Raw genomic sequence first — 22,329 nt, forward strand, 5'->3', positions numbered from 1 at the left:
GATTTCAGCAGATCACGGATCTCGGTCAGCAGCTCCTGATCCTTGGTCGGGCCTGCCGGGGTGGCGGCTTCCTCTTCCTGCTTTTTCTTCAGGGTGTTGATGGCCTTTAGTCCCATGAAGATGGCGAAGGAGATGATCAGAAAGTCGATGATTGTCTGGATGAACTTGCCATAGGCGATGACCACGGCGGGTGTTGTACCTTCTGCGGCCTTCAGGGTGACCGCCAGGTCGCTGAAGTCCACGCCGCCCAGGATCAGGCCGATGGGCGGCATGATCACGTCACCGACAAAAGAGGAGACAATTTTGCCGAAGGCGGCACCAATGATGATACCGACCGCCATATCGATGACGTTGCCGCGGGCGGCAAAGGCTTTGAATTCTTGAATCAGACTCATTATTTCCTCCGAAATTAAACAAGATAGCGCGTTGATTACCCTTGCCAAAGGGCGAACTCTTGTCAGGAAAAACAGAGGCTAAGCCGCGTTGTTCCTGTCGTCCTGACTAGCTTGCGGGCGTTATGAGTCCTTGGCAATCGGGGGGAACCATTTTTTTGGTACAAAGTGATATTAATTTTTTGGTAAGTAGCTGGTTGAATGATGAGCTGTGCTGCTGTAGTTTGCTGGGTCGATTCATTCATACCACGTGAGTAAACAAGTGAAGTATTTACTACTGGGAATGATGCTTTTGTGCACATTTGCTGCCAGAGCGGGGATGGATACCCAAGCCTTGAAACAGACCATCACGGCCCGGCTGGGGGTTCCCGTCTATCTGGTTGAACCGACCCCGATCGCGGGGTTGTATATGCTGGGCACCTCACAGGGGGTGCTCTACAGCGATGCCAAAGGGGATTATGTGGTGCAGGGGGTCATGCTTGATATGACCCGCGACATGAAGAACCTGACCATCTCGGGTATGCGCGAGCAGCGCCGACTTGGTCTGGCGCAGGTGGCTCATGCCCCCATCGTGCTCAAGGCCCGGGATGAGCGTCACCGGGTTGCGCTGTTTCTCGGCGAGCAGGACGCAAAGCGCCGTCAGCTCTCCGGCACCTTGCAACACCTGCAGGCATCCGGGGTGAGCGTGGCTCTCTATCCGGTGATTGATCACGCCGAACGGGCCGCCGACTGGTGCAGCGATCCCCTGCTGCAAAATGATCCGTTAAAAGCCTATTTGCCTCAAACGGCATGTAGTGAGACCCTTATCCAAAATATTGGCCTGAGCCAATGGTTGGGGGTCAAGGTACTGCCGGCCTGGGTCTCCTCCGACGGGGATCTCGTGCGCGGGTATCAGAGCCCCGAACAGCTGCTCAAGATACTGGATAATTTTGATGCCTCTGCAAATCCGTCGTCGTCCGCGAGTTGATGATTCCCATCTGCCTGCCACTTTGCATCCCCTGCTTCGTCAAATCTTCGCCAGCCGTGGCGTAGAGGATCCCGCCCTGCTGGAGCGCAGCGCCAGCCAGCTGTTGCCGCCCCAGCGCCTCTATGGGATGGAGCAGGCGGTGCCGCTGCTGGCGGATGCCCTGACTGCCCAGAAACGGATCCTTATCGTCGGCGACTTCGACTGCGATGGTGCCACCAGCTCCGCCCTGTGTGTGCTGGCCCTGCGCGCCATGGGCGGTCGCCACATCGATTTTCTGGTGCCCAACCGCTTCGAGTTTGGCTACGGCCTTACCCCCGAAATTGTCGAGCTGGCGGTGGCGCGCGGCGCCGAGTTCCTGATCACGGTGGATAACGGCATCTCCAGCATCGCCGGGGTGGCGGCTGCCAAGGCGGCTGGTATGCAGGTACTGGTTACCGATCACCATTTGCCGGGTCAGGAGCTGCCTGACGCCGATGCCATCGTCAACCCGAACCAGCATGGTTGCGATTTCCCCTCCAAGTCGCTGGCCGGGGTGGGGGTAGCCTTCTACCTGATGGCGGCCCTCAACACCCATCTGCGTCAGCTCGGCTGGTACGAACGGCAAGGGTTGCGAGCCCCCAATGTGGCGGATTACCTCGATCTGGTGGCCCTCGGCACGGTCGCCGACGTGGTGGCGCTCGATGGCAACAACCGCATTTTGGTCCATCAGGGCTTGCAGCGGATCCGGGCCGGGCGCTGTCGCCCCGGCATTCAGGCGCTGGTGGATGTGTCGGGCCGCGATGGTCGCCGTCTCACCGCCGCTGACCTCGGTTTTGCGCTGGGGCCGCGCCTCAATGCTGTTGGGCGCCTCGATGACATGTCCCTCGGGGTCGCCTGTCTGCTCTGCGATGATCTCAATCTGGCGCGCCAGCTTGCGGCCGAGATGGACAGCCTCAATCAGGAGCGCAAGGAGATTGAGCAGGGGATGCAGCAGGAGGCCCTCGCCACCCTGGAGCAGATCCGGTTTCGCGATGGCGAGGTGCCGTCGGGTATAGTGCTGCACCGTAACGAGTGGCATCAGGGGGTGGTGGGGCTGGTGGCCTCCAAGGTGAAGGAGAAGTACTACCGCCCGGTCATCGCGTTTGCCGAGAGCAGCGAGACCGAGCTCAAGGGCTCTGGCCGCTCCATCCCTGGCGTGCACTTGCGCGATGCGCTGGAACTGCTTGATACCCGCCACCCGGGGCTGATGGGCAAGTTTGGCGGCCACGCCATGGCGGCAGGGCTGACCCTGCCCAAGGCCAATATCGAGGCGTTCGGTCGGGCCTTTGAGGCGGTCATCAGCGAGCTGGTGACACCGGAGCTTTTGACCGGGGTGTTGCTCACCGATGGCGAGTTGTTGCCAGACGAGCTCAACCTCGAGCTGGCGGAGCTTATTCGCGCCTCCGGCCCCTGGGGTCAGGCCTTCCCCGAGCCGCTGTTCGACGGCGAGTTCGTGCTGGTGCAGCAGCGGCTGGTGGGGGAGAAGCACCTCAAAATGATGCTGACAACCGATTCCGGTCACGCGGTGGATGCCATCGCCTTTGGCGTCGATCTCAAGCGCTGGCCCGATGCCTCGGTCAAGCGGGTGCGGCTTGTCTACCGGCTTGACGTCAACGAGTGGCGTGGCAACCGCAGCGTGCAGCTGCTGGTGGAGCATTTGGAGGCAGCCGGTCTCTGAGCCGGGAGCATTGCTGCTCTGATCGCTGACATCGCTGACATCGCTGACAACGGCCACCCTCGGGTGGTCGTTTTTGTTGGCGGATCTCTGGAAAAGGGCGTTGACCCGTCTATAGCTTCACAGTTTAAGCTCATCTCTATCGGGTCACCTGAGGGCCCGCACAGTGAGTGATTGCCATGAAAATATCCGAACTGGCCCGCCGCTGCGGCCTCGCCCGCTCCACCCTGCTCTATTACGAGAAGCTGGGGGTGATTGCCGGTACTCGGGCCGCCAACGGCTATCGCCACTATGACGAGGGGGATCTGCAGCGACTGCAGATGGTGCAGGCCCTGCAGGCGGGTGGTCTCAGCCTCAAGCAGTGCCTCGCCTGTCTGGCTGGCGAGATAGATCAGGCGGCATTGCAGGCCCGGGTCAGGGAGCTCGATAAGGAGCTGGCCCGGATGCAGCGCGCCCGGGATCTGTTGGCGGATCTGGCAGGGTTGCGTCCGCGCTCCGGTGAGGAATTCAAGGCCTGGCAGCTGCAACTGCAGCGCGAGGCACCGGAGGCCTACTTCGCGTGGGTGATGAAACAGGGTTTTAGCGAGAAAGATCGCTACCACTTGCAATGGTTGAGCAAAGACATGAATGAACATGAGCGTTACATCAAGGACTTTATCAAGCTGCTGGATGGCATGAGTTACTGGGGGCCGGGGGATCGCGCCTTCACCCAGCAGCAGTTTGCCGCCTTGCCCATCCGGCCGCGCCGGATCCTCGACATGGGTTGCGGGCGCGGTGCCTCGACCATGGCGCTGGCTCAGGTGACCGATGCCGCCATCGTAGCCATCGATCTGGAAGAGGAGGCACTGGCCGCCGTGACGCACTCCGCCCGTGCAGCAGGCTTTGAGCATGTCTCCACCCTCTGTGCCAACATGGCGGCACTGCCGGACGATCTGGCTCCGGCCGATCTCATCTGGGCGGAGGGGAGCGCCTACGTGATGGGGGTTGCCAATGCGCTGAAGGCGTGGCGTCCGCTGCTCGCGAGCCCGCAGGCTTGCATCGTGCTGAGTGATGCGGTCTGGCTGACCGATAATCCGCCCGAGGAGGCATTGGCATTCTGGCAGCAGGATTATCCCGCCATGCAGACGCTGGCGGGCCTGCTTGAGACGGTACAAGCGGCAGGCTACCGCTGCCTGTCACACACCCCATTGCCGATGAGTGCCTGGAACAATTATCTGGACCCCATCGAGGTCAATCTGTTGCGCTATCGAGACGAGCTGGGGGAGAGTGCCGCCTGGCAGGATTTGAGCCGGGAAGTGGCCATCCACCGCCAATATCTGGGCAGTTACGGCTATGTGATCTGCTGCCTGCAGGCGATGTGAAGAGGATGGCTATTGCCATTGAGGGTGAGCCAGTGACCGGACGGGGGAGCAGATGCTCCCCCATTTGTTTGGGTTTTTAAATGCTCAGCTCAGTGATAATTGAGTGTTTAGTGCTGACTTGAATGATTCTATCAATATCAAAATCCAATAAAGCGATGGCTTGTGATATATTTATCCCCGCATTCCAGTCATCCCTGAAGGAGCTCGATCCTTGCCTCTTGCCAGTCGCTTACCCCCAAGCCGCATACAGCACGGTGCAATGGCCTTTGCCATCGCCTGCATTCTGTGGCTCGCTGCTTTTGCCGCAGCTGGGCTGAGCGCCGTGTCGCAGGGGCCATCTGCCGGGGCGATGGCGGGGATGGCACTGCAAGACCCGCTCAACCAGCGTCTGGTCGACACGGTCGGCTTGCTGCCGGGCAACCAGTGGCGCCACGGTGTCGAGCAGGGGCGGCGGTTGGCGAAAGAGCGGGACGGCCATCTCTATCAGATGCTGCTGGCCTGGTTCCAGCACGATATCCTCGGCCTGCTCTGTGGCCTGCTGTTCTTTGTGCCGCTGATCTATGTCAGACAAGCATGTGGCCACGTTGGCTATCTGCATAAACGGCAACTCTGCGGCCACCATCTGCAATTTCGCTTCTGTCACGGCGACTAGCTCACTCGGCTGGCGGACGCTCATCCACGTTTTCACACTGCTTTTAACGCTCCCGATTGACTGACGGGGCAGGCTGAAACCTGCAGCCTTCGCTCTATCGTCCGGTGCTGCGTCCGCGCTTTCTATTGTTTCGTCCATGCTGCTGGCCATCGGCCAGAGGCAGACTTTCTCTTTGCGCAAACACCTGGTGAGTACACCCTATGGACTACTACCTCAACCTGTTTATTCACTCAGTCTTTGTCGAGAACCTCGCCCTGGCATTCTTTCTGGGGATGTGTACCTTTCTGGCCGTCTCGAAGAACATCAACACCGCCTTTGGCCTTGGTATGACGATCCTAGTGGTGATGGTGATCGCCATTCCCCTCAACAACTTGATTTACCGCCATATCTTGCGGGCAGGCAGCACCTTTTTCGGGGAATTCGATCTGGGATTTCTCGATTACATCATTTACATCGGGGTGTTGGCGGCGCTGGTGCAGGTGATGGAGATGGTGCTCGACAAGTACGCTCCGGCGCTCTATCAGGCGCTCGGCATCTATCTGCCGCTGTTGACGGTGCATTGCGCTATCTTTGGCGGGGTGATGTTTATGGCGCAGCGGGATTACGATTTTATCGAGTCGCTGGTCTACAGCGCAGGCTCGGGGCTTGGCTGGCTGCTGGCCATTGTCGCCATGGCCGGTTTGCGCCAGAAACTGAAGTACGCTGATGTACCCGAGGGGCTGCGGGGCATCGGCATCACCTTTATCGTGGCGGGGCTGATGTCCCTCGGCTTTATGTCCTTCTCAGGCATATCGCTTTGATTGGAGATGAAAAAAACGAGGCGCCAGCGGGCGCCTCGTTGTTTATCAGGGATTGCGGATGGCCATTACAGCTCGCGGGCCCAGGGGTGAGCCTTGGGGCGCAGCGCCAGCGCCAGACCCAGCAGCAGCACGGTCAGACCGTAGAGGGGCCAGCTGCCAAAGCGCATGTAGGGGGGCTCGCCGTGGGCGGGACGCACTTCGCTGCGCAGCACGCCCGCTTCAAACTGCGGGATCTGGCCGATGATGCTGCCATCGATCTCGGTCACGATAGTGATACCGGTGTTGGTGTCCCGCAGCAGCGGACGAGCCAGCTCCAGCGCGCGCATCCGAGCGATCTCCATATGCTGCCAGGGGCCGATACTGGTGCCAAACCAGGCGTCGTTGGAGACGGTCAGCAGGAAGTCGGTATCAGTATTGACGTTGCGGCGCACCTCCTCCGGGAAGATGATCTCGTAGCAGATGGCGGCGGCAAACTTGAGCCCCTTGGCGATCAGGTTGGGCTGCACTTCGTCACCCCGGCTGAAGGAGGACATCGGCAGGTTGAAGAAGGGGGCGATGGGGCGCAGCAGATCTTCAAACGGCACGAACTCGCCGATGGGCAGCAGGTGGTACTTGTTGTAGCGGTTGGAGTGGTTGTAGAAGTAGGACTCCTTGCCATCCGCATCCTGCACCCCCATGCCGAGCACGGTATTGTAGAAGCGCTGTTGCTGCTCGTCGTAGTGAATGATCCCCGCCAGCAGGCCGGTATCGTTCACCTTCATCGCCTTGTCCAGATTCTCCAAATAGGGGCCCATCGCCTTCTCGATGGCCGGGATCGCCGACTCCGGCCAGATGATGATGTCGGCATCCTGATTCTCGCGGCTCAAGTCCTGATAGGTGCGCACCGTGGGGGCCAGCGCCTCCGGATCCCATTTGAGGGATTGGGCGATATTGCCCTGCACCAGTGCCACCTTGACCGGTTCGCCACGGGTCACCCAGTTGAGTTGCATCAGGCCGTGAGCACCGGCAACCAGCAGGGCAGGCACCGCCAGCCAGAGCGGGGAGCGGGATTTCCACACCAGCCAGATAGCGGAAGCGGAGAACAGCAGAGCAAGGGTGATGCCCTGCACCCCGAGAATGGGGGCAAAGCCCTTGAGGGGGCCGTCGATCTGGCTGTAACCAAACCAGAGCCAGGGGAAACCGGTCATCACCCAGCCGCGCAGCCAGTCAGCCACCAACCAGAGGGCCGGGAAGGCGAGCAGCCAGCGGCTCCAGTGACGGCCGCCAAAGAAGCGGGCAAAGACCCAGCAGGCGAGCGTCGGGTAGAGTGCCAGATAGGCGGAGAGCCCGGCCAGCAGGACGAAGGCGACCGGCAGCGGGATGCCGCCAAACTCGGTCATGCTGACGTGGATCCACCACAGCCCCGGCAAAAAGAGTCCCATGGCGTAGCCAAAACCGCGCCAGGCGGCCTGTTTCGGCGTGGCTTTGTCCAGCAGGGCGTAGAGGCCAAGCAGGGAGGGGATCACCAGCGGCCAGTAGCCGAAGGGGGAGAAGGCCAGCACGGCGATGGCACCAGAGGCCAATGCACTGAGGCTTAACAGAATTTTGGAAGTAACAGGGGATAATCTCACGGGCGATGGTGCTCGTCTTGGTGTGCAACTGGGGTCGAATGGCCGGTATCTTAACCTGTAAGCGGGGCAACGGCGAGCCTCGATGCCGGTGGCAGAGAGCACAACGCCCCGAGGTCGGGGCGTTGTTTCACACATCGAGCGGATCTGCCTATTGCGGCTCGGATTGCGCCGCCGCGTGGTGCTCGGGGATCTTCACCTGCAACTGCTGCAGACGACGCCGGTCGGCATGCATCACCTTGAACAGGTAGCCATCCAGCTCGATCTCCTCGCCCTTCTTGGGCAGGTGGCTGAATGCGTGCATCACCAGACCGCCTACCGTATCCACCTCTTCATCGCTGAATTTGGTGCCGAAGAAGTCGTTGAAATCCTCGATCTCGGTCAGGGCACTGATGGAGAAGACCCGCTTGCTGAGGCGGCGGATTTCGTCCGGCTCATCCTCGATGTCGTCAAACTCGTCGTCGATCTCGCCAACGATCAGTTCCAGTATGTCTTCGATGGTCACCAGACCGGAGACGCCACCAAATTCGTCGACCACAATGGCCATGTGGTAGCGCTCTTCACGGAACTCCTTGAGCAGACGGTCAACCCGTTTGCTTTCGGGGACGATCACCGTGGGGCGCAAGATGTTCTCGAGCTGCAGCGGCTCGCTGGCATGATGGCCGCCAAACCCGAAGGGGAGCAGATCCTTGGCGAGCAGAATGCCCTCCACATGATCCTTGTCCTCGTTGATCACCGGGAAGCGGGAGTGGCCGGACTCGATGATCACCGGCAGGATCGCATCCACCGGCTGGGACTTCTCGATGGTCACCATCTGGGAGCGGGGGATCATGATATCGCGCACGCGAAGATCGGCGATCTCCAGCACTCCCTCGATCATGTCCTTGGTGTCCTGATCGATGAGGTCGCGCTCTTCGGCATCGGCTATCACGTCTACCAAATCATTGCGGTCTTTTGGCTCGCCCTGGAAGAGTTGGCTGAGTTTGTCGAGCCAGGTTTTCTTCGGCGAGCCGGTACTAGGGTGATCGTCGGTCATTTTCTCTCTTGGTTACTCGTATGAACACACTTGAAATAGTTCGGGTTATATAAGGATGGCCATCTGCTGTTTCAAGACGATGACCATCCGGTTCTTTACTCTTCGTCGTTCAGATAAGGATCGGCAAAACCTAGCTCCTGCATGATGTCGCGCTCAAGCGCTTCCATCTCTTCGGCTTCCTCATCCTCGATATGGTCATAACCTAGCAGATGCAGACTGCCGTGCACAACCATGTGGGCCCAGTGGGCCATCATGGGCTTGCCCTGCTCCTCAGCCTCGCGCTCTACCACCTGACGGCAGATCACCAGATCGCCGAGCAGCGGCAGCTCCAGACCGGGTGGCGCCTCGAACGGGAAGGAGAGCACGTTGGTGGGCTTGTCCTTGCCGCGATAGGTGAGGTTGAGCTCGTTGCTCTCCGCCTCGTCGACGATGCGCACCGTCACTTCAGCCTCCTGCTGGAAGCCGAGAATGGTGCCGTCGAGCCAGCCTTGCAGCTGGGCTTCGGTGGGCAGGCCGTCAGTGCTGGCACTGGCCAGTTGCAGATCCAGGGTTACGCTCATTGCTCACTCTCTTTGCTGGCGTTTGTTTGGCCGGCCACCTTCTCGGCGGCCTGTTTGGCGTCGAATGCCTCGTAAGCCTGCACGATACGGGCCACCACCGGGTGGCGCACCACGTCTTTGGACTCGAAGAAGTTGAACGACAGACCATCGACCCCTGGCAGCACTTCCAGCGCGTGGCGCAGGCCGGATTTGGCGTTGCGCGGCAGGTCTACCTGGGTGATGTCACCGGTGACCACCGCCTTGGAGTTGAAGCCGATGCGGGTGAGGAACATCTTCATCTGCTCGGTGGTGGTGTTCTGGGCCTCATCGAGAATGATAAAGGCGTCATTGAGGGTTCTTCCGCGCATATAGGCGAGCGGCGCCACCTCGATGATATTGCGCTCCATCAGCTTCTCGACCCGCTCAAAACCCAGCATCTCGAACAGGGCGTCGTAGAGCGGGCGCAGGTAAGGATCCACCTTCTGGGAGAGATCGCCGGGCAGGAAGCCCAGCTTCTCACCTGCTTCCACCGCCGGACGGGTCAGCAGAATGCGGCGGATCTCCTGACGCTCCAGCGCATCCACCGCTGCCGCCACCGCCAGATAGGTCTTGCCGGTACCGGCCGGGCCGATGCCGAAGCAGATGTCGTGGCGCACGATGTTGGCGATGTACTGGGCCTGATTGGGGCTGCGTGGCTTGATGAGACCGCGCTTGGTCTTGACCGTCACCTCCTTGCCATAGGGGATGCTCGGCGTCGGTTCGTCATCCTGCTCCAGCACCCGCGACTCCTGAATGGCCAGATGGACCATGTCGGGAGTGATGTCGGTCACCTTGCCACCCTTGAGGGGCTGGGTTTCCACATAGAGGTGTTTGAGGATGATGGCGGCGGCATCCAGCTGGGCCGGTTTGCCCACCAGCTGGAAGTGGCTGTCACGGTAGCTGATCTCGACGCCGAGGCGGCGCTCCAGCTGCTTGATATTGTCATCGAAGGGGCCGCACAGGCTGGCAAGGCGCTGGTTGTCGGCGGGCTCCAGATGCAGATTCAGGGTCGAGATGTGTCGGCTCAAAATATCCTCGTCTCAAGGCGCTCCCCATCCGCCGGGCGAATGGGGAGGAGGGGATTAATGGGGTGTGAAAGCGGCCACGCCCAGCTCGTCCGGTACGTTATCCGGGCGACGGGCCAGGATTTCGCTCGGTGCTGTGGCGATCCGCAGGTTCATCTCGCTCTCGCCGCGGATGAACTTGCCGCGCAGGGAGTTGGGACGCACCTCGGTGATCTCCACGTCGGCAAAGCCGCCGATCAGGGTGTGCTGGCCTTCGAAGTTGACCACCCGGTTGTTCTCGGTGCGGCCACACAGCTGCATCGGGTCGAGCTTGGAGGGCCCTTCCACCAGGATGCGCTGGGTGGTGCCCAGCATGGCGCGGCCAATCTGCATCGCCTGGTTGTTGATGACGTGCTGCAAGCGGGCCAGACGGGCTTTCTTCACTTCCATGTCGACATCGTCGGGCATGTCGGCGGCCGGGGTGCCCGGGCGCGGGCTGAAGATGAAGCTGAAGCTCATGTCGAAACCCACATCCTCGATCAGCTTCATGGTCGCTTCAAAGTCTTCGTCCGTCTCGTTCGGGAAGCCAACGATGAAGTCGGAGCTGATGGTGATGTCGGGACGGGCGGCACGCAGGCGACGGATCTTGGATTTGTACTCCAGGATGGTGTGCGGGCGCTTCATCATGGTCAGGATGCGGTCGGAGCCGCTCTGCACCGGCAGGTGCAGGAAGCTGACCACTTCCGGGGTGTCTTTGTAGACTTCGATGATGTCGTCGGTGAACTCGATCGGGTGGCTGGTGGTGTAGCGAATGCGATCGATACCGTCGATGGCGGCCACCAGACGCAGCAGCTCGGCGAAGGTGCAGATGCCGCCATCAAAGGTCGGGCCGCGGTAAGCGTTGACGTTCTGACCGAGCAGGTTCACTTCGCGCACGCCCTGCTGGGCGAGCTGGGCGATTTCGTAGAGCACGTCGTCCAGCGGTCGGCTCACCTCTTCACCGCGGGTGTAGGGCACCACGCAGTAAGTACAGTATTTGGAGCAGCCTTCCATGATGGAGACGAACGCGGTAGCCCCTTCGGCGCGCGGTTCGGGCAGGCTGTCGAATTTTTCGATCTCGGGGAAGGCGATATCAACCTGGGCACCACGGCCCTCTTGCACTTCCTTGATCATGGCGGGCAGGCGATGCAGGGTCTGCGGGCCGAACACGATATCCACATAGGGAGCGCGTTGGCGAATCGCATCGCCCTCCTGAGAGGCAACGCAGCCACCCACGCCGATCACCAGACCGGGCTTTTTGGCCTTGAGCTTTTTCCAGCGTCCCAGCTGGTGGAACACCTTCTCCTGCGCTTTTTCGCGGATGGAGCAGGTATTGAGCAGCAAGACATCTGCCTCTTCGGGCTCTTCGGTAAGGGTGTAGCCATTGCTGGCATCCAACAGGTCGGCCATTTTGGACGAGTCATACTCGTTCATCTGGCAACCCCAGGTTTTAATGTGAAGTTTCTTGCTCATTGCTTCTCTTGACTTGTTTTGAAATCGGCATGGTCAAAGGACCGCGCATTTTACTCCGCAATCTGGATACTGCCTAGCTAATATCCAGCTGGCAATGGTGCTCACCCGATACCTGTTGCCAGCAAGCTCAATAAGCTTTCTCCTTGATTTGACGCAGCAATTCCCCGTTTGTCTCACTGTTTATCAGTCGCCCTTGCGCTATCATGCAGCCATCCGGTTCACGTCCGGGCGCTGTCGCCGGACGCACCCTTTCAGGAATAAATGTATGGAACAGTGTGATATCGCCATCGTCGGCGCCGGCATGGTGGGCGCCGCCACCGCCTGTCTGCTGGCAGCCCAGGGCCTCTCGGTGCGGGTCATCGAGACCCAACTGCCGGAGCATTACGCGCCGGAGCAGCCGCTGGATCTGCGGGTCTCAGCCATCAGTCAGGCCTCGGTGGCGCTGCTGGAGCAGGCCGGTGCCTGGCACCATCTGCAGCAGATGCGACTCTGCCCCTACCGCCGGCTGGAGACCTGGGAGCTGGACGGTTTTGCCACCCGCTTCAATGCCGCCGATCTCGGTCTGCCCCAGCTCGGCTACATCATCGAAAACCGGTTGGTGCAGCTCGCCCTGCTCAAGCGGATGGAGGATTTTCCCACCATCCAGACCCACACCCCGGCGGCGGTGACCAGCCTGCGCCAGAGTGCGGATGAAGCTGTGCTGACTCTGGATGATGGCACCGAGCTGGCGGCCCGCTGGGTGCTGGCCTGCGACGGCGCCGAATCCCACACCCGCAAGCTGGCGGGTATCGGCGTATCGCGCTTCGAGTACCGCCAGCACTGCATGCTGATCAATATCGACACTGACTTTGCGCAGGAAGATATCACCTGGCAGCAGTTCACCCCGAGCGGCCCGCGCGCCTTCCTGCCATTACCAGGCCAGCACGGCTCTCTGGTGTGGTATGACAGCCCGGCTCGTATCCGAGTGCTGGCGGCCATGAGCAACGAAGGGCTTGCCGCCGAAGTGCGCCGCCACTTCCCAAGCCGGCTCGGCGGGTTCACCGTCACCGGCAAGGGGAGCTTCCCGCTGGTGCGCCGCCACGCCAACGACTATCACGCCGGTCGGGTGGTGTTGCTTGGCGATGCTGCCCACACCATCAACCCGCTGGCGGGGCAGGGGGTCAACCTCGGCTTCAAGGATGTGGCCTGCTGGGCTGATCTGCTGCAAGGAGCTGGCGCCGACTGGCATCAGCTGGCGCTGGCCGAGCGTTACGAGTGGCGCCGTCGTCCCGACAACCTATTGATGCAGTCGGGGATGGATCTCTTCTACGGGGTGTTCAGCAACGAGATTGGCCCCCTCAAGCTGGCCCGCAATCTGGCCCTCAATCTGGCGGACAAGGCGGGCCCATTGAAGGAGATGGCGCTGCGCTATGCACTGGGGCTGGTTTGACAGGTAGAAACCAGATAGCACGGGCTGAATGCTCGAAGGAGCAAAGGTGATGAACAAGGCACTGCTGGTGATCGATTTTATCAACGACATCGCCCACCCCGACGGGCGCATCGCCGCCTCCGCAGCCCATGTGTTGGAGCAGGATGCCATCGCGCATGCCAATCAGGCGCTGGCCCATGCCCGCGCCAACGGCTGGCTGGTAGTGCTGATCAAGGTGGGCTTTGACGGCGGCTATCAGCTGCAACCCAAGGGGTCTCCCATGTTTGGTCGCGCTCACCAGTTGGGGGCGCTCTCTTTGGCTGACAGCGGCACCGACTTTCATCCTGATCTGGATGTGCAGCCCGGTGATCTGGTGCTGACCAAGCCCAGAGTGAGCCCCTTCTATGGCACGGCGCTGGAGCCTGCGCTGCGGGCCAACCACATCGACCACCTCTATCTGTGCGGGGTGAGCACCAGCTGGGCCATTCAGGCGGCAGCGCGGGATGGTCACGATCGCGACTACGCCATCACCATTCTGGAGGATGCCTGCGCCGCCGCAGATGCCACCGAGCATCACACCTCGCTGCGGATGCTGGGTCGCATCGCCGAGATCATCAAGGTGTCCCAACTGGCCTGAAACCTTGCCGGATGGTGTTCGATGGTGAAATTTGGTCTCAGTTGGCTAAGTGGAAATTGGGTGCTTTACTCTATCTGCTGACTTTATTGTTAATAGATGGCGGTATGCCACTTTTGCCACAGGATGGCCATCATGGTGGATGATATACAGAGGCCGCGAAGTCACTTCTCCGAGCGGGCTCATTATCTGGCTGCGCTGCTGGATTCGCTGGAAGACCAGATATCGGTGATAGATCGGGATGGCGTGATCCATTACACCAATCTCGCCTGGGAGTTGTTTGGTGAACAAAACGGCATGCCCAAGGGATATAACTGGATTGGGGTCAATTACATGGGGGCTTGTGACGATGAAGCCGAACCCTCGGGATTGGCTGCCGTGGAGGGGATCCTTCGGGTTATCCGTCATCAGCAGGATAAGTTCTATCTGGAATACCCCTGCCACAGCCCCGACACCCAGCGCTGGTTTATGATGCGAGTAGCGCCGGTACCCGGGCTTGATGCCGAGTATTTTTCCATCGCCCATATCAATATCACCGAGCGCAAGCTGCTGGAGCTGGAAGTTGCCAGCCTTTCCCAACATGATCCCTTGACCGGACTGGCCAATCGGCGGCTGTTCAACAGCTTTTTGCATAACGAGTGGCGGCGCAGCATGCGTGAACATACCCCGCTCTCCCTCATCATGCTGGATCTGGATAACTTCAAGGCGTGCAATGACCATCTTGGTCATCAGATGGGGGATGGCTCCCTCCAGCTGGTGGGCCATCTTCTGCAGTCCTTCTGCCAGCGTCCGGCGGATCTGCCCTGCCGTTTTGGTGGTGACGAGTTTGCCCTGATCCTCGGCAATACCGATCGAGATGCGGCCCAGCGGATTGGAGAGGAGATCCGCCAGGCCATCAACGATCTCGACATCGTGGTGGCAAATAATATTCAGCTTAGCGCCAGCATTGGCATTGCAACCTATACAGCAGAGCAACCGCTGGAGGGAGAAGGGGCGTTGCTGGCCGCGGCCGATGCGGCGCTTTATTGCGCCAAGGGGGCGGGTAAAAACCGTAGTCACTGCGCCAGCTGTTGAGCCGCATTGCCGCTTTTGTCCTGCATGCGCCCCCTTGATGGGGGCGCACTGTTTTATGGCTGGTCACGGTGTTAGCTACCAGCAAGGGTTGGTTTCAGCGCTCGGGTGTGGCCGACACTGGCAAGGGATGGCTGGCGATCACCTGCCTGACGAAGTGATCCCGGATGGGGTCGGCAAAGTCCGGATTCCATACCATGCTGACCTCCCACTCGGAGCTGGGGCCTGAGAGGGGATAGAGGGTGACATCGGGCCCTGCGATAAAGCTGACGCTGCGCGGCAGGATGGCATTGCCGATGCCCGCCGCGACCAGCGCCACCAGCGTCTGGATATCCTCGGCCTCCTGGACCATGCCGGTCAGCCGATTGGCGCCGAGGAAACCGGCGATCTGCTGGCTGAGCCCGGGGCAGCGGTGGCCCACCATCTGCAACAGGGGTTGACGGGTCAGTGCCTGCTGGACGTCGAATGCGGCCGGGTCTGGTTCGGTCATTCTTGTCGGCACCGCCAGCACCAGCCGGTCGATCAGCAGTCTGTGCTCCTGCAGCTGCGGCGTCTGAGGTCTGCGCATAAAGCCAAGCTGCAACTGGCCGGAGAGCAGCTGCTCCTGCTGGATGGCGGAGGGCATATCCTGCAGATGGACTATCACGTTCGTGACCTGCTGCTTGAAGCGGGCCACCAGTGAGGGTGCAAGCGCAAAGCTCGACAGACCAAAGCCAATCTTGAGCCGACCGGCTACCCCGCTCGCCACCGCCAGTGCATGGCTCTCGAACTCCCGACCGTGCTCGACCAGCGCACTCGCCTGAGTGAGCAGCTGGGCGCCGAGTGCCGTCAGCTCGGCACCGTGGCGGCCCCGTTTGAACAGGGTGCAGCCCAGTGCCTGCTCCAGCCCCTGGATCTGCTTGGTGAGGGCCGGCTGGGTGATAAAGAGGCGGCTGGCCGCTTCCCGGTAGTTGGCGGTGTCGGCCAGCGTCACAAACGCCTGCAGTTGCCTCAAGTCGAATTTCATTCCAATTGGTTATCCAAAGTGGCGATTTATTGATTATAAATTATCTAATCGCCTTGTTCTAATGGCTCGGCAAGGGGGGGAATCGCCCTCCTCTGAACCGGAACAAGGAGCCATATCATGTCTACCCAACGCTATCTCTTTTTGATCAAGGGCACCCTGGTGCTGGCCCAGCCATTGGCGGCCCCGGAGACGGGGGAGCTGCTCGCCAGCCTGCTGCAACAGGGGTTTGTGGTCGGCCCCTTGCAAGTGTGGGCAGGCAGTACCGAGCAGGCACTCGCCTGTTATGAGCGTGCCGCCCAGCAGCAGGCCTTTGCCGATGCGCTCTCTGGCTCTCTGCCCGAGCTGGCCGGGGTGCCTGTATGAGTGCAGGAATGAACACGATCACCCTGTCGGTATCCGCCCTGCTGCTCGATATGGATGGCACCCTGGTCTGCTCGACCGGCGATGTGGAGAAGGTGTGGCGGCTCTGGTGCCAGCATCATCAGCTTGCCCCAGAGCCGGTGTTGGCTATGTGCCACGGTATGCGCTCACGTGAGGTGATCCGAGCGTTGGCCCCGCAACTGGATGTCGAGTGGGAGGCGGCGCGGCTTGACGAGCTGGAGATGGAACATACCGGTGGCGACGCCATCTTTGGGGCTGGCGAGTTGCTGCGCCGCTTGCCGCCAGAGCATTGGGCCATTGTGACCTCCGCCAGCCAGCGGGTTGCTCGCCATCGCCTGAGTTGTGCCGGTTTGCCGCTGCCGACCGTGCTGGTGGGGGCCGAAGCTGTGATCAATGGCAAGCCCGATCCCGAGCCCTATCTGCTGGGAGCCAAACGGCTTGGCATCTCGCCCGCTCGCTGTCTGGTATTTGAGGATGCCCCGGCCGGTATCGAGAGCGCCCTGCGTGCAGGTTGCACTGTGGTGCAGGTAGGGGGCGATGCGCCGCTCAATCCGGCGGTGGTGGCGGTGATCCGCGATTGGCGCGAGGTGAAGGTGGAGATTGGAGAGACATCTCTGCTGGTGACGCTGCTCACCTGAGCGGTGGATAGAGCGTATTACGACCGCAGATTGCGGTATGAACCATCGCTATCAACACTGTATGCCGCAATAAAAACGCCCCCGAGATGCGGGGGCGTTTTGCTATCTCAATGGTTATTTGAAAACGCGGAAACGGGTAGCATCGTCGATAAAGGTCTTGTCGCCGGCCGGTTGCTTGATGCTGCCAAAGGGCATTTGGGCGCGCAGCAGCCAGCTGGCGGGCAGGTTCCACTCCTTGCGTACCGCCTCGTCGATGAGGGGGTTGTAGTGTTGCAGGGAGGCACCGACTTTCTCCTGCGCCAGCGTCGTCCAGACCGCAAACTGGGCGATGCCGGTGGCATGTTCCGACCAGATGGGGAAGTTGTCTGCGTAGAGGGCGAATTTTTGCTGCAGATCCTTGATGACATCTGTGTCTTCGAAGAACAGCACGGTACCGAAGCCTGCGCGGAAGCTGCCATCTACCTTGGCCTCACTCTGGGCGTAGGCCTCCGGCGGCACAATCTTTTTCAGCTCGGCTTTGACGATATCCCACAGCTTGTGGTGCTGGGCGCCAAACAGGATGACGGCGCGGGAGCTCTGGGAGTTGAAGGAGGAGGGGCTGTGTCTGATGGCATCCTGGATCAGGGCCGTCAGCTGCTCCGGCGTATGGGAGACCTGGTCGCCCAGGGCATAGATGGTACGACGTGCTTTGATCTGCTCGATAAACGGACTGCTCATAACATCTCCTTTGCTTGATAGTCATCGGGCGCCAGCCTTGTGGCCAGCCATCCCCTGTTGTTCAAGCTATAGACTATACCACCCGATTATCTTCCGGGCGTTTACATGTAGTGGTGACACTTTCAACTGAGGGTTAACACCCCGCACATAGGCGATCCTGCTGCTCCCCAGTGAACGGGGTTGAGGCGCGCTGAACTGCCAGCCCAGCTGAGATTGCGCCACCCAACCCTGCTCAGGTGACAGGAGCTGTCCGATCGCCAGTAGTTGGGGTGGGGCTGCAACAGCCTCCCGCCCCTGCCGAGGGACACGCCATACCTGTGAAATAAAAAATTTCTTTTGGTTATTCAAGAGATTGAATTCGGGCTTGCCGGTCACGCCTATTGCCGGGTTTCAAGTGAAAATCTACTTGCCGCTAGTCACCCACTGGTTTGCTGCCTGCCGGTTTGTATAGTGCAGAGGAAATTAATCAGATTGGACAGGAGTACCCATGGAGATGAATTCGCGTGCTCTTCGCGCACTGGCACTGCTGGGCGCCTTGCTGGCTGGCAGCACGACCGTGCACGCATCCGAGACCCTCAATACCATTTTGGGTGGCGGCGCAGGTGGGGTAGCGGGCACCATGATCGGCAAGGAGCTGGGGGGCGATACCGGTGCGCTGGTTGGTGCGGCCATTGGCGGCGCAGCTGGTGGTGCGGCGACGGCCAACAAGGGCAACAAGAATGAAGCGGCCCTTGGCGGCGCGGTGGGGGCGCTGGGTGGTGCTGCTATCGGCAAGAGTGTCGGTGGTGATACCGGCCAGCTGATCGGCGCTGGGGTTGGCGGGGCGAGTGGCTCGGCCATCGGTGCCAAGACCGGGGATGGCCACCAGAGTCAGGATCGCTATTACGATGATGATGACCACCATCACAAGCATCACAAAAAGCACAAGAAGCATAAAAAACACAGATGGCATGACGACGATTGATCGCCATCTGTCGTGAATGGTGGGAATGAAACAACGGGGCCAGTGGGCCCCGTTTTGCATGTTTGCTCAGACCAGCCGGTGCTGGCGGCGACCGGCGGCAAAGGCGTTGATGTTGTCGATCAGCTGATCGGCCAGCCGCTGCATCGACTCCTCGCTGGCCCAGGCCACATGCGGGGTGAGGATGAAGTGGGGGTATTGCAGCGCCTTCATCAGGGGATGGTCGGGGGGCGGCGGTTCGACGCTCGCCACATCGAAACCGGCACCACCGAGGCTGCCGTTGGCCAGCGCCCGCAGCAGCGCCTCTTCATCCACCAGACCGCCACGGCCGACGTTGATCAGCAGGGCGCCCGGTTTCATCAAGCCCAGCTCCCGCTCGCCAATCAGGTTGCGGGTATAGGGGGTGAGCGGGCAGTGCAGGCTGATCACATCCGAGCTTTGCAGCAGCTCGTCGAGGGGCAGGCGATCTTCGTCGTGGCTGCCACCGATCTGGCTCTGGGCGTAACGTACCGTCATCCCCATCCCCTTGGCCCGCTCGCCGAGCGCCTGACCCAGGGTTCCCTTGCCGATGATGCCAAGCTGCTTGCCGTGCAGATCCATGATGTTGTGATCGAAGAAGCAGAACTGGCCGCTCTGTTGCCAGCGCCCCTCCAGCAGCGACTGGCGCCAGCAGAAGAGGTTGCGCGACAGGGCCAGCATCAGCGCCATGGCATGTTCCGGCACCGAGGGGCCCGAGTAGTTGCGGATGTTGCATACCCCGACGTTGGCAGCGCGGCACGCCTCCAGATCCACGTTGTCGCTGCCGGTAGCGGCGAGCGCGATGAGTTTGAGCTCCGGCAGTTGGGCCAGCTCGGCGGCGCCGATGCGCACCTTGTTGATGATGGCGATGCTGGCATCTTTCAGCCGCTCGACCACCTGTTCCGGGGCCGTGCTGGGATAACTCTGCCAGTGGTGGGGAAAGTCGGGATGATGCAGGGTGATGCCCGCATCCAGGGTATCGCTGTCGAGAAACACAATCTGCTGCATGTACCTTCCTGCCATATTCGGGTTTGAACCGTCATGATGCCAAAAAGGGCGCCATCAGAGCCAGTATGCCGCGCCATGGCGGGTGGGCTTTCTCCGGCAGATGTGATGTTGCGCGCGCTTTGTGGCACGAGGTCAGAGCCAGCCCAGATGGTTGAGCCACCCCTGAATGCGGGTGGGGGTTTCGCCCAGTTCCATCAGGGCGTAGGGGCGATAGTTGAGCTTGTGGCTGCGCCGGCTCTCGGTCTGGCGTGCCTCGGCCGCCAGCAGCGGCCAGCGGCCGCCATCCTCCTGATAGAGATCCAGTGTAGGGATGGTGCCCTGCGCTATCTCTTTTGCAAGGATCTGGTTGCTCTGCTGGTCGGGGAAGAAGCCATCGAGCAGCACCAGCGCATCGGGGGCGGGCAGCTGTTCGCTGGCGATAAGGTTGGCTGTCCAGGCGGCGCCGGTGCCTTGCGCCAGGATCAGCTTGAAGCCCCCCTCCTGCAGTTTGGCATCAGCCAGCTTGCTGATCCGCTCGGCCAGTTGCTTGCGAAAGGCATCGCTCTCCTTGGCTTTTTTCTCGGCGGCTGGGTCGAGCTCGGTTTGCTGGGGAGAGGGGAGCAGCAGCAGGGTATCAAAGCCCAGCTGGCTGAGGGCGCGGGTCAGTTGCCAGAGCTGACCGCTGCGCTGCCAGTCGGGCAGCAGGATGGCGAGACCCACATAGTTGTCGCTGTCATGCTTGGCAAACAGCACCGTCTGCTTGTCGATCTGGGTAGCCTCGGGTTGCCCTTTCCAGTCGCTGGCTTGCCAGTGATCGAGGGGGAGTGGCTCTGCGATGGGCGGCGCAACGTCGCTTGCCTGCGCGACATGGCCAGCCAGCATGGTCAATAACAGCAGTGATAAGGATAATCTGGCCATAGTGTGCTCCCCCGGTTAACTGGGTTAGCGGCGGCGGTGGGATTTTCTGAAGGGGGAGGCGGCGTTATGGCCGCGAACAGGCAATAAAAAAGCGAGCCGGAGGCTCGCTTTTTTGCAATCAATTCAACGTGGTCAATTAGTTGACGCGACGCTTGAATTCACCGGTGCGGGTATCGATTTCGATCTTGTCACCGATTTCTACGAAAGCGGCAACAGCCAGCTCGTAGGTAGTGCCTTTCAGACGGGCAGGCTTGGTCACTTTACCGGAGGTGTCGCCACGGGCAGCCGGTTCGGTGTACTCAACTTCGCGCACGATGGTGGTCGGCAGTTCTACGGAGATGGCTTTCTCGTTGTAGAAAGTCACTTCACACAGATCTTCCATGCCGTCTACCAGGTAGTTCAGCACGTCACCCAGGTTGTCTTTCTCTACGTCGTACTGGTTGTACTCGGTGTCCATAAAGACATACAGGGGGTCGGAGAAGTAGGAGTAGGTGCACTCTTTACGCTCCAGCTGAACAACGTCCAGCTTGTCGTCGGCCTTGAAGACAGTCTCGGTGGCGCTGCCGTTCAGCAGGCCTTTCAGCTTCATTTTGACCACGGCGGAGTTACGGCCGGATTTGTTGAATTCAGCCTTCTGGACCACCATCGGCTCGGTGCCGATCATGACTACGTTACCAGCGCGGATTTCCTGAGCGGTTTTCATGTAAAAAATTCCTGTTCGTGAAACGGACGGATAAAAACTGCCAGATTATATACGGCTTTCCAGAAATTTCACCAACCTCGTGACGAGATCCCCATCCCGGAGCAGCTTCTGTGACCAGAGTCGCCCATGTTGCTGCCAAATCGCGCTGTATTGTGGCCATTGGGCCCAGAGTTCGCGGCAATCTTCACCACGGTTGAGAGCCAGATTGAAGCAGCGCAGCCATTGGGTGCAATCGGCAGGCAGATCAGCAAGATAGTGGTCGAGGAACTGCTCCAGCTTGACCAGATGGGCCTCCTCCTCCTGCTGGTAGATATGCCAGAGGAAAGGACGAGCTGCCCACTGGGCCCGCACGAAGGAGTCCTCCCCGCGCACCAGATTGAGATCGCTGCTCCACAGCAATCGATCGTAACCGGCCTGATCGGTCATCGGCAGCAGCTTGATGCTGAGGTTGCCCGAGTGGAGCAGCTCCCCCGCTTTGGCCGCAGGGATGGCATCTGCCAGACCGGCGCCGGTGAGCACATCGTTGAGAGAACGCCCCAGCGGCAACAGCAGGGTGACGGGCGTGGTGCTCTGGCACCAGCTCTCGACCAGGCTTTGTAGCGCATCGCTCTCGTAGGTAAAGAGGCTGACCCGCAGCTCGTTCTCTTGTCTGGGCGGCAAACCGAGGCTGGCCCAGTAGGCTGCCAGTCCCGCATCATCTTGCTGCCACTGCTCCCGTTCGGTGATGAGGTCGTGCTCGCACAAAAGGCCGCCGGTTTTAGCGGTAAAGCCCGGGAAGAAGAAGTATTTGTTGAGGCTCTGGTTGCCAACTCGCTGGGGCGAGGCGAGGCCGTGGCAATCCTCGACCCAGCTCTCCGCCGAGAGGTACTCCAGATTGATCCAGCAGGGGGGCTTGGGTTGGCTCGCCATCAGTTCTATGAAGGGGGCGGGCAGTTCGCAGGCAAAGGCCTCGATTACCACCTTGCCTGGGGTCATGTCGGTCGGCAGGGTCTCATGCCAGTGCTGGATATAGATGCCATCGACCCACTGGCCATCCTGCGCCGGGTCGAGCCCCGGACAGATGCGGGCGAAACTTGCCAGATCGTCCACCCAGAGCCGCACCTGAACCTCATTGCCATGTGCCGCAATATTCCCCTCCCGTTTTAGCTGGCGGGCAAGTCGCCAGGTGACGCCGATGTCACCGAAGTTGTCGACGACGCAGCAGAAGATGTCCCAGTCAAACGGGGGCAGGGGAGTAGTCATGGCGCGGGGTTCCAGATGTAAAAAACCGGTGCGCAGGGTAGCA

The 22,329-nt window shown here is 60.5% G+C and carries 23 protein-coding genes; 11 read left to right on the forward strand and 12 right to left on the reverse strand.

What is annotated here, in order from left to right:
* Window positions 1–395, reverse strand: a 395-nt coding sequence (mscL, locus tag AB5Y92_RS20100; RefSeq protein WP_368227464.1) for a large-conductance mechanosensitive channel protein MscL, incomplete at its 3' end; no start/stop codon positions are given.
* Between the two features lie 316 nt (window positions 396–711).
* Here mscL and AB5Y92_RS20105 point away from each other — a divergent pair.
* The 5 genes from AB5Y92_RS20105 to nqrE all read left to right on the forward strand — a co-directional run bounded on the left by AB5Y92_RS20105 (window position 712) and on the right by nqrE (window position 5,865).
* Window positions 712–1,359, forward strand: coding sequence for a disulfide isomerase DsbC N-terminal domain-containing protein (locus AB5Y92_RS20105; RefSeq protein WP_158112969.1), 648 nt, complete (start codon window positions 712–714; stop codon window positions 1,357–1,359).
* Entirely contained in the window at window positions 1,325–3,055 is a 1,731-nt protein-coding gene (gene recJ, locus AB5Y92_RS20110; protein WP_368227466.1) for a single-stranded-DNA-specific exonuclease RecJ, read from the forward strand. The genes AB5Y92_RS20105 and recJ overlap by 35 nt, the downstream gene beginning before the upstream one ends.
* 176 nt (window positions 3,056–3,231) lie before the next feature.
* Window positions 3,232–4,413 (forward strand): MerR family transcriptional regulator, encoded by a 1,182-nt coding sequence (locus AB5Y92_RS20115; protein WP_368227468.1) that lies wholly within the window; start codon window positions 3,232–3,234, stop codon window positions 4,411–4,413.
* Between the two features lie 259 nt (window positions 4,414–4,672).
* Entirely contained in the window at window positions 4,673–5,065 is a 393-nt protein-coding gene (locus tag AB5Y92_RS20120) for a hypothetical protein (protein WP_167565033.1), read from the forward strand.
* 200 nt (window positions 5,066–5,265) lie between these two features.
* Window positions 5,266–5,865: an NADH:ubiquinone reductase (Na(+)-transporting) subunit E gene (gene nqrE, locus AB5Y92_RS20125; protein ID WP_368227469.1), complete on the forward strand. Its 600-nt coding sequence runs from the start codon at window positions 5,266–5,268 to the stop codon at window positions 5,863–5,865.
* A 65-nt stretch (window positions 5,866–5,930) separates the two neighbouring features.
* On the opposite strand, the gene lnt is transcribed toward nqrE, so the two are convergent.
* From lnt to miaB, 5 genes are all read right to left on the reverse strand, one after another.
* Window positions 5,931–7,475, reverse strand: coding sequence for an apolipoprotein N-acyltransferase (lnt, locus tag AB5Y92_RS20130; RefSeq protein WP_368227470.1), 1,545 nt, complete (start codon window positions 7,473–7,475; stop codon window positions 5,931–5,933).
* A 148-nt stretch (window positions 7,476–7,623) separates the two neighbouring features.
* Window positions 7,624–8,508 carry a CNNM family magnesium/cobalt transport protein CorC gene (gene corC / locus AB5Y92_RS20135; protein WP_181223907.1) on the reverse strand — a complete coding sequence of 295 codons (885 nt, stop codon included), beginning with the start codon at window positions 8,506–8,508 and terminating at the stop codon, window positions 7,624–7,626.
* Window positions 8,509–8,603: 95 nt separating this feature from the next.
* Complete coding sequence (gene ybeY, locus AB5Y92_RS20140) at window positions 8,604–9,068, reverse strand: rRNA maturation RNase YbeY (RefSeq protein ID WP_368227472.1); 465 nt, start codon at window positions 9,066–9,068, stop codon at window positions 8,604–8,606.
* Window positions 9,065–10,114, reverse strand: a complete 1,050-nt coding sequence (locus tag AB5Y92_RS20145) for a PhoH family protein (protein ID WP_204482717.1) — start codon at window positions 10,112–10,114, stop codon at window positions 9,065–9,067. The genes ybeY and AB5Y92_RS20145 overlap by 4 nt, the downstream gene beginning before the upstream one ends.
* A gap of 54 nt (window positions 10,115–10,168) precedes the next feature.
* Complete coding sequence (miaB, locus tag AB5Y92_RS20150; RefSeq protein WP_184232846.1) at window positions 10,169–11,602, reverse strand: tRNA (N6-isopentenyl adenosine(37)-C2)-methylthiotransferase MiaB; 1,434 nt, start codon at window positions 11,600–11,602, stop codon at window positions 10,169–10,171.
* A gap of 265 nt (window positions 11,603–11,867) precedes the next feature.
* Here miaB and AB5Y92_RS20155 point away from each other — a divergent pair, with 265 nt between their 5' ends.
* The 3 genes from AB5Y92_RS20155 (at window position 11,868) to AB5Y92_RS20165 (ending at window position 14,718) form a co-directional block, all read left to right on the forward strand.
* Window positions 11,868–13,031, forward strand: a complete 1,164-nt coding sequence (locus AB5Y92_RS20155) for an FAD-dependent oxidoreductase (protein WP_201987368.1) — start codon at window positions 11,868–11,870, stop codon at window positions 13,029–13,031.
* A 49-nt stretch (window positions 13,032–13,080) separates the two neighbouring features.
* Window positions 13,081–13,647, forward strand: coding sequence for a cysteine hydrolase family protein (locus AB5Y92_RS20160; RefSeq protein WP_005354080.1), 567 nt, complete (start codon window positions 13,081–13,083; stop codon window positions 13,645–13,647).
* A gap of 132 nt (window positions 13,648–13,779) precedes the next feature.
* Window positions 13,780–14,718: a sensor domain-containing diguanylate cyclase gene (locus tag AB5Y92_RS20165; RefSeq protein ID WP_203118658.1), complete on the forward strand. Its 939-nt coding sequence runs from the start codon at window positions 13,780–13,782 to the stop codon at window positions 14,716–14,718.
* Window positions 14,719–14,812: 94 nt separating this feature from the next.
* Here the strand turns inward: AB5Y92_RS20165 and AB5Y92_RS20170 are convergent, their stop codons facing one another.
* Window positions 14,813–15,721 (reverse strand): LysR family transcriptional regulator, encoded by a 909-nt coding sequence (locus AB5Y92_RS20170; RefSeq protein ID WP_164536234.1) that lies wholly within the window; start codon window positions 15,719–15,721, stop codon window positions 14,813–14,815.
* A 117-nt stretch (window positions 15,722–15,838) separates the two neighbouring features.
* Here AB5Y92_RS20170 and AB5Y92_RS20175 point away from each other — a divergent pair, with 117 nt between their 5' ends.
* Both AB5Y92_RS20175 and AB5Y92_RS20180 read left to right on the forward strand, forming a co-directional pair.
* Window positions 15,839–16,084 (forward strand): hypothetical protein, encoded by a 246-nt coding sequence (locus AB5Y92_RS20175; protein ID WP_064340815.1) that lies wholly within the window; start codon window positions 15,839–15,841, stop codon window positions 16,082–16,084.
* An 8-nt stretch (window positions 16,085–16,092) separates the two neighbouring features.
* On the forward strand, window positions 16,093–16,740 hold the full coding sequence (locus AB5Y92_RS20180; protein ID WP_164536236.1) for an HAD-IA family hydrolase: 648 nt from the start codon (window positions 16,093–16,095) through the stop codon (window positions 16,738–16,740).
* A gap of 114 nt (window positions 16,741–16,854) precedes the next feature.
* Here the strand turns inward: AB5Y92_RS20180 and AB5Y92_RS20185 are convergent, their stop codons facing one another.
* The gene (locus AB5Y92_RS20185) at window positions 16,855–17,457 is read right to left on the reverse strand and encodes a nitroreductase family protein (protein WP_005348028.1); all 603 of its coding nucleotides are present in this window, start codon (window positions 17,455–17,457) and stop codon (window positions 16,855–16,857) included.
* A gap of 487 nt (window positions 17,458–17,944) precedes the next feature.
* Between AB5Y92_RS20185 and AB5Y92_RS20190 the strand changes: the two genes are divergently transcribed.
* A complete protein-coding gene (locus tag AB5Y92_RS20190) occupies window positions 17,945–18,421 on the forward strand; it encodes a YMGG-like glycine zipper-containing protein (RefSeq protein ID WP_071913044.1) in 477 nt (158 codons plus the stop codon).
* Between the two features lie 66 nt (window positions 18,422–18,487).
* On the opposite strand, the gene AB5Y92_RS20195 is transcribed toward AB5Y92_RS20190, so the two are convergent.
* The 4 genes from AB5Y92_RS20195 to earP form a co-directional block, all read right to left on the reverse strand.
* Entirely contained in the window at window positions 18,488–19,444 is a 957-nt protein-coding gene (locus AB5Y92_RS20195; RefSeq protein ID WP_204479982.1) for a D-2-hydroxyacid dehydrogenase, read from the reverse strand.
* Window positions 19,445–19,576: 132 nt separating this feature from the next.
* Window positions 19,577–20,341, reverse strand: coding sequence for a DUF3530 family protein (locus tag AB5Y92_RS20200; protein WP_040066845.1), 765 nt, complete (start codon window positions 20,339–20,341; stop codon window positions 19,577–19,579).
* A 136-nt stretch (window positions 20,342–20,477) separates the two neighbouring features.
* On the reverse strand, window positions 20,478–21,044 hold the full coding sequence (gene efp, locus AB5Y92_RS20205) for an elongation factor P (protein WP_005335100.1): 567 nt from the start codon (window positions 21,042–21,044) through the stop codon (window positions 20,478–20,480).
* A gap of 45 nt (window positions 21,045–21,089) precedes the next feature.
* The gene (earP, locus tag AB5Y92_RS20210; RefSeq protein WP_368227476.1) at window positions 21,090–22,286 is read right to left on the reverse strand and encodes an elongation factor P maturation arginine rhamnosyltransferase EarP; all 1,197 of its coding nucleotides are present in this window, start codon (window positions 22,284–22,286) and stop codon (window positions 21,090–21,092) included.
* Between the last annotated feature and the right edge of the window lie 43 nt (window positions 22,287–22,329).

Origin of the sequence: Aeromonas sp. R1-1, assembly GCF_040908495.1 — a bacterium.
In the GTDB taxonomy this organism is placed as follows: domain Bacteria; phylum Pseudomonadota; class Gammaproteobacteria; order Enterobacterales; family Aeromonadaceae; genus Aeromonas; species Aeromonas veronii.

Bases quoted from the DNA above. Each gene is read 5' to 3' on its own strand.
- AB5Y92_RS20105 (WP_158112969.1), top strand. From the start codon at position 712: ATGGATACCCAAGCCTTGAAACAGACCATCACGGCCCGGCTGGGGGTT.
- recJ (WP_368227466.1), top strand. From the start codon at position 1,325: ATGCCTCTGCAAATCCGTCGTCGTCCGCGAGTTGATGATTCCCATCTG.
- AB5Y92_RS20115 (WP_368227468.1), top strand. From the start codon at position 3,232: ATGAAAATATCCGAACTGGCCCGCCGCTGCGGCCTCGCCCGCTCCACC.
- AB5Y92_RS20120 (WP_167565033.1), top strand. From the start codon at position 4,673: ATGGCCTTTGCCATCGCCTGCATTCTGTGGCTCGCTGCTTTTGCCGCA.
- nqrE (WP_368227469.1), top strand. From the start codon at position 5,266: ATGGACTACTACCTCAACCTGTTTATTCACTCAGTCTTTGTCGAGAAC.
- corC (WP_181223907.1), bottom strand. From the start codon at position 8,508: ATGACCGACGATCACCCTAGTACCGGCTCGCCGAAGAAAACCTGGCTC.
- ybeY (WP_368227472.1), bottom strand. From the start codon at position 9,068: ATGAGCGTAACCCTGGATCTGCAACTGGCCAGTGCCAGCACTGACGGC.
- miaB (WP_184232846.1), bottom strand. From the start codon at position 11,602: ATGAGCAAGAAACTTCACATTAAAACCTGGGGTTGCCAGATGAACGAG.
- AB5Y92_RS20155 (WP_201987368.1), top strand. From the start codon at position 11,868: ATGGAACAGTGTGATATCGCCATCGTCGGCGCCGGCATGGTGGGCGCC.
- AB5Y92_RS20160 (WP_005354080.1), top strand. From the start codon at position 13,081: ATGAACAAGGCACTGCTGGTGATCGATTTTATCAACGACATCGCCCAC.
- AB5Y92_RS20165 (WP_203118658.1), top strand. From the start codon at position 13,780: ATGGTGGATGATATACAGAGGCCGCGAAGTCACTTCTCCGAGCGGGCT.
- AB5Y92_RS20170 (WP_164536234.1), bottom strand. From the start codon at position 15,721: ATGAAATTCGACTTGAGGCAACTGCAGGCGTTTGTGACGCTGGCCGAC.
- AB5Y92_RS20175 (WP_064340815.1), top strand. From the start codon at position 15,839: ATGTCTACCCAACGCTATCTCTTTTTGATCAAGGGCACCCTGGTGCTG.
- AB5Y92_RS20180 (WP_164536236.1), top strand. From the start codon at position 16,093: ATGAACACGATCACCCTGTCGGTATCCGCCCTGCTGCTCGATATGGAT.
- AB5Y92_RS20185 (WP_005348028.1), bottom strand. From the start codon at position 17,457: ATGAGCAGTCCGTTTATCGAGCAGATCAAAGCACGTCGTACCATCTAT.
- AB5Y92_RS20190 (WP_071913044.1), top strand. From the start codon at position 17,945: ATGGAGATGAATTCGCGTGCTCTTCGCGCACTGGCACTGCTGGGCGCC.
- AB5Y92_RS20195 (WP_204479982.1), bottom strand. From the start codon at position 19,444: ATGCAGCAGATTGTGTTTCTCGACAGCGATACCCTGGATGCGGGCATC.
- AB5Y92_RS20200 (WP_040066845.1), bottom strand. From the start codon at position 20,341: ATGGCCAGATTATCCTTATCACTGCTGTTATTGACCATGCTGGCTGGC.
- efp (WP_005335100.1), bottom strand. From the start codon at position 21,044: ATGAAAACCGCTCAGGAAATCCGCGCTGGTAACGTAGTCATGATCGGC.
- earP (WP_368227476.1), bottom strand. From the start codon at position 22,286: ATGACTACTCCCCTGCCCCCGTTTGACTGGGACATCTTCTGCTGCGTC.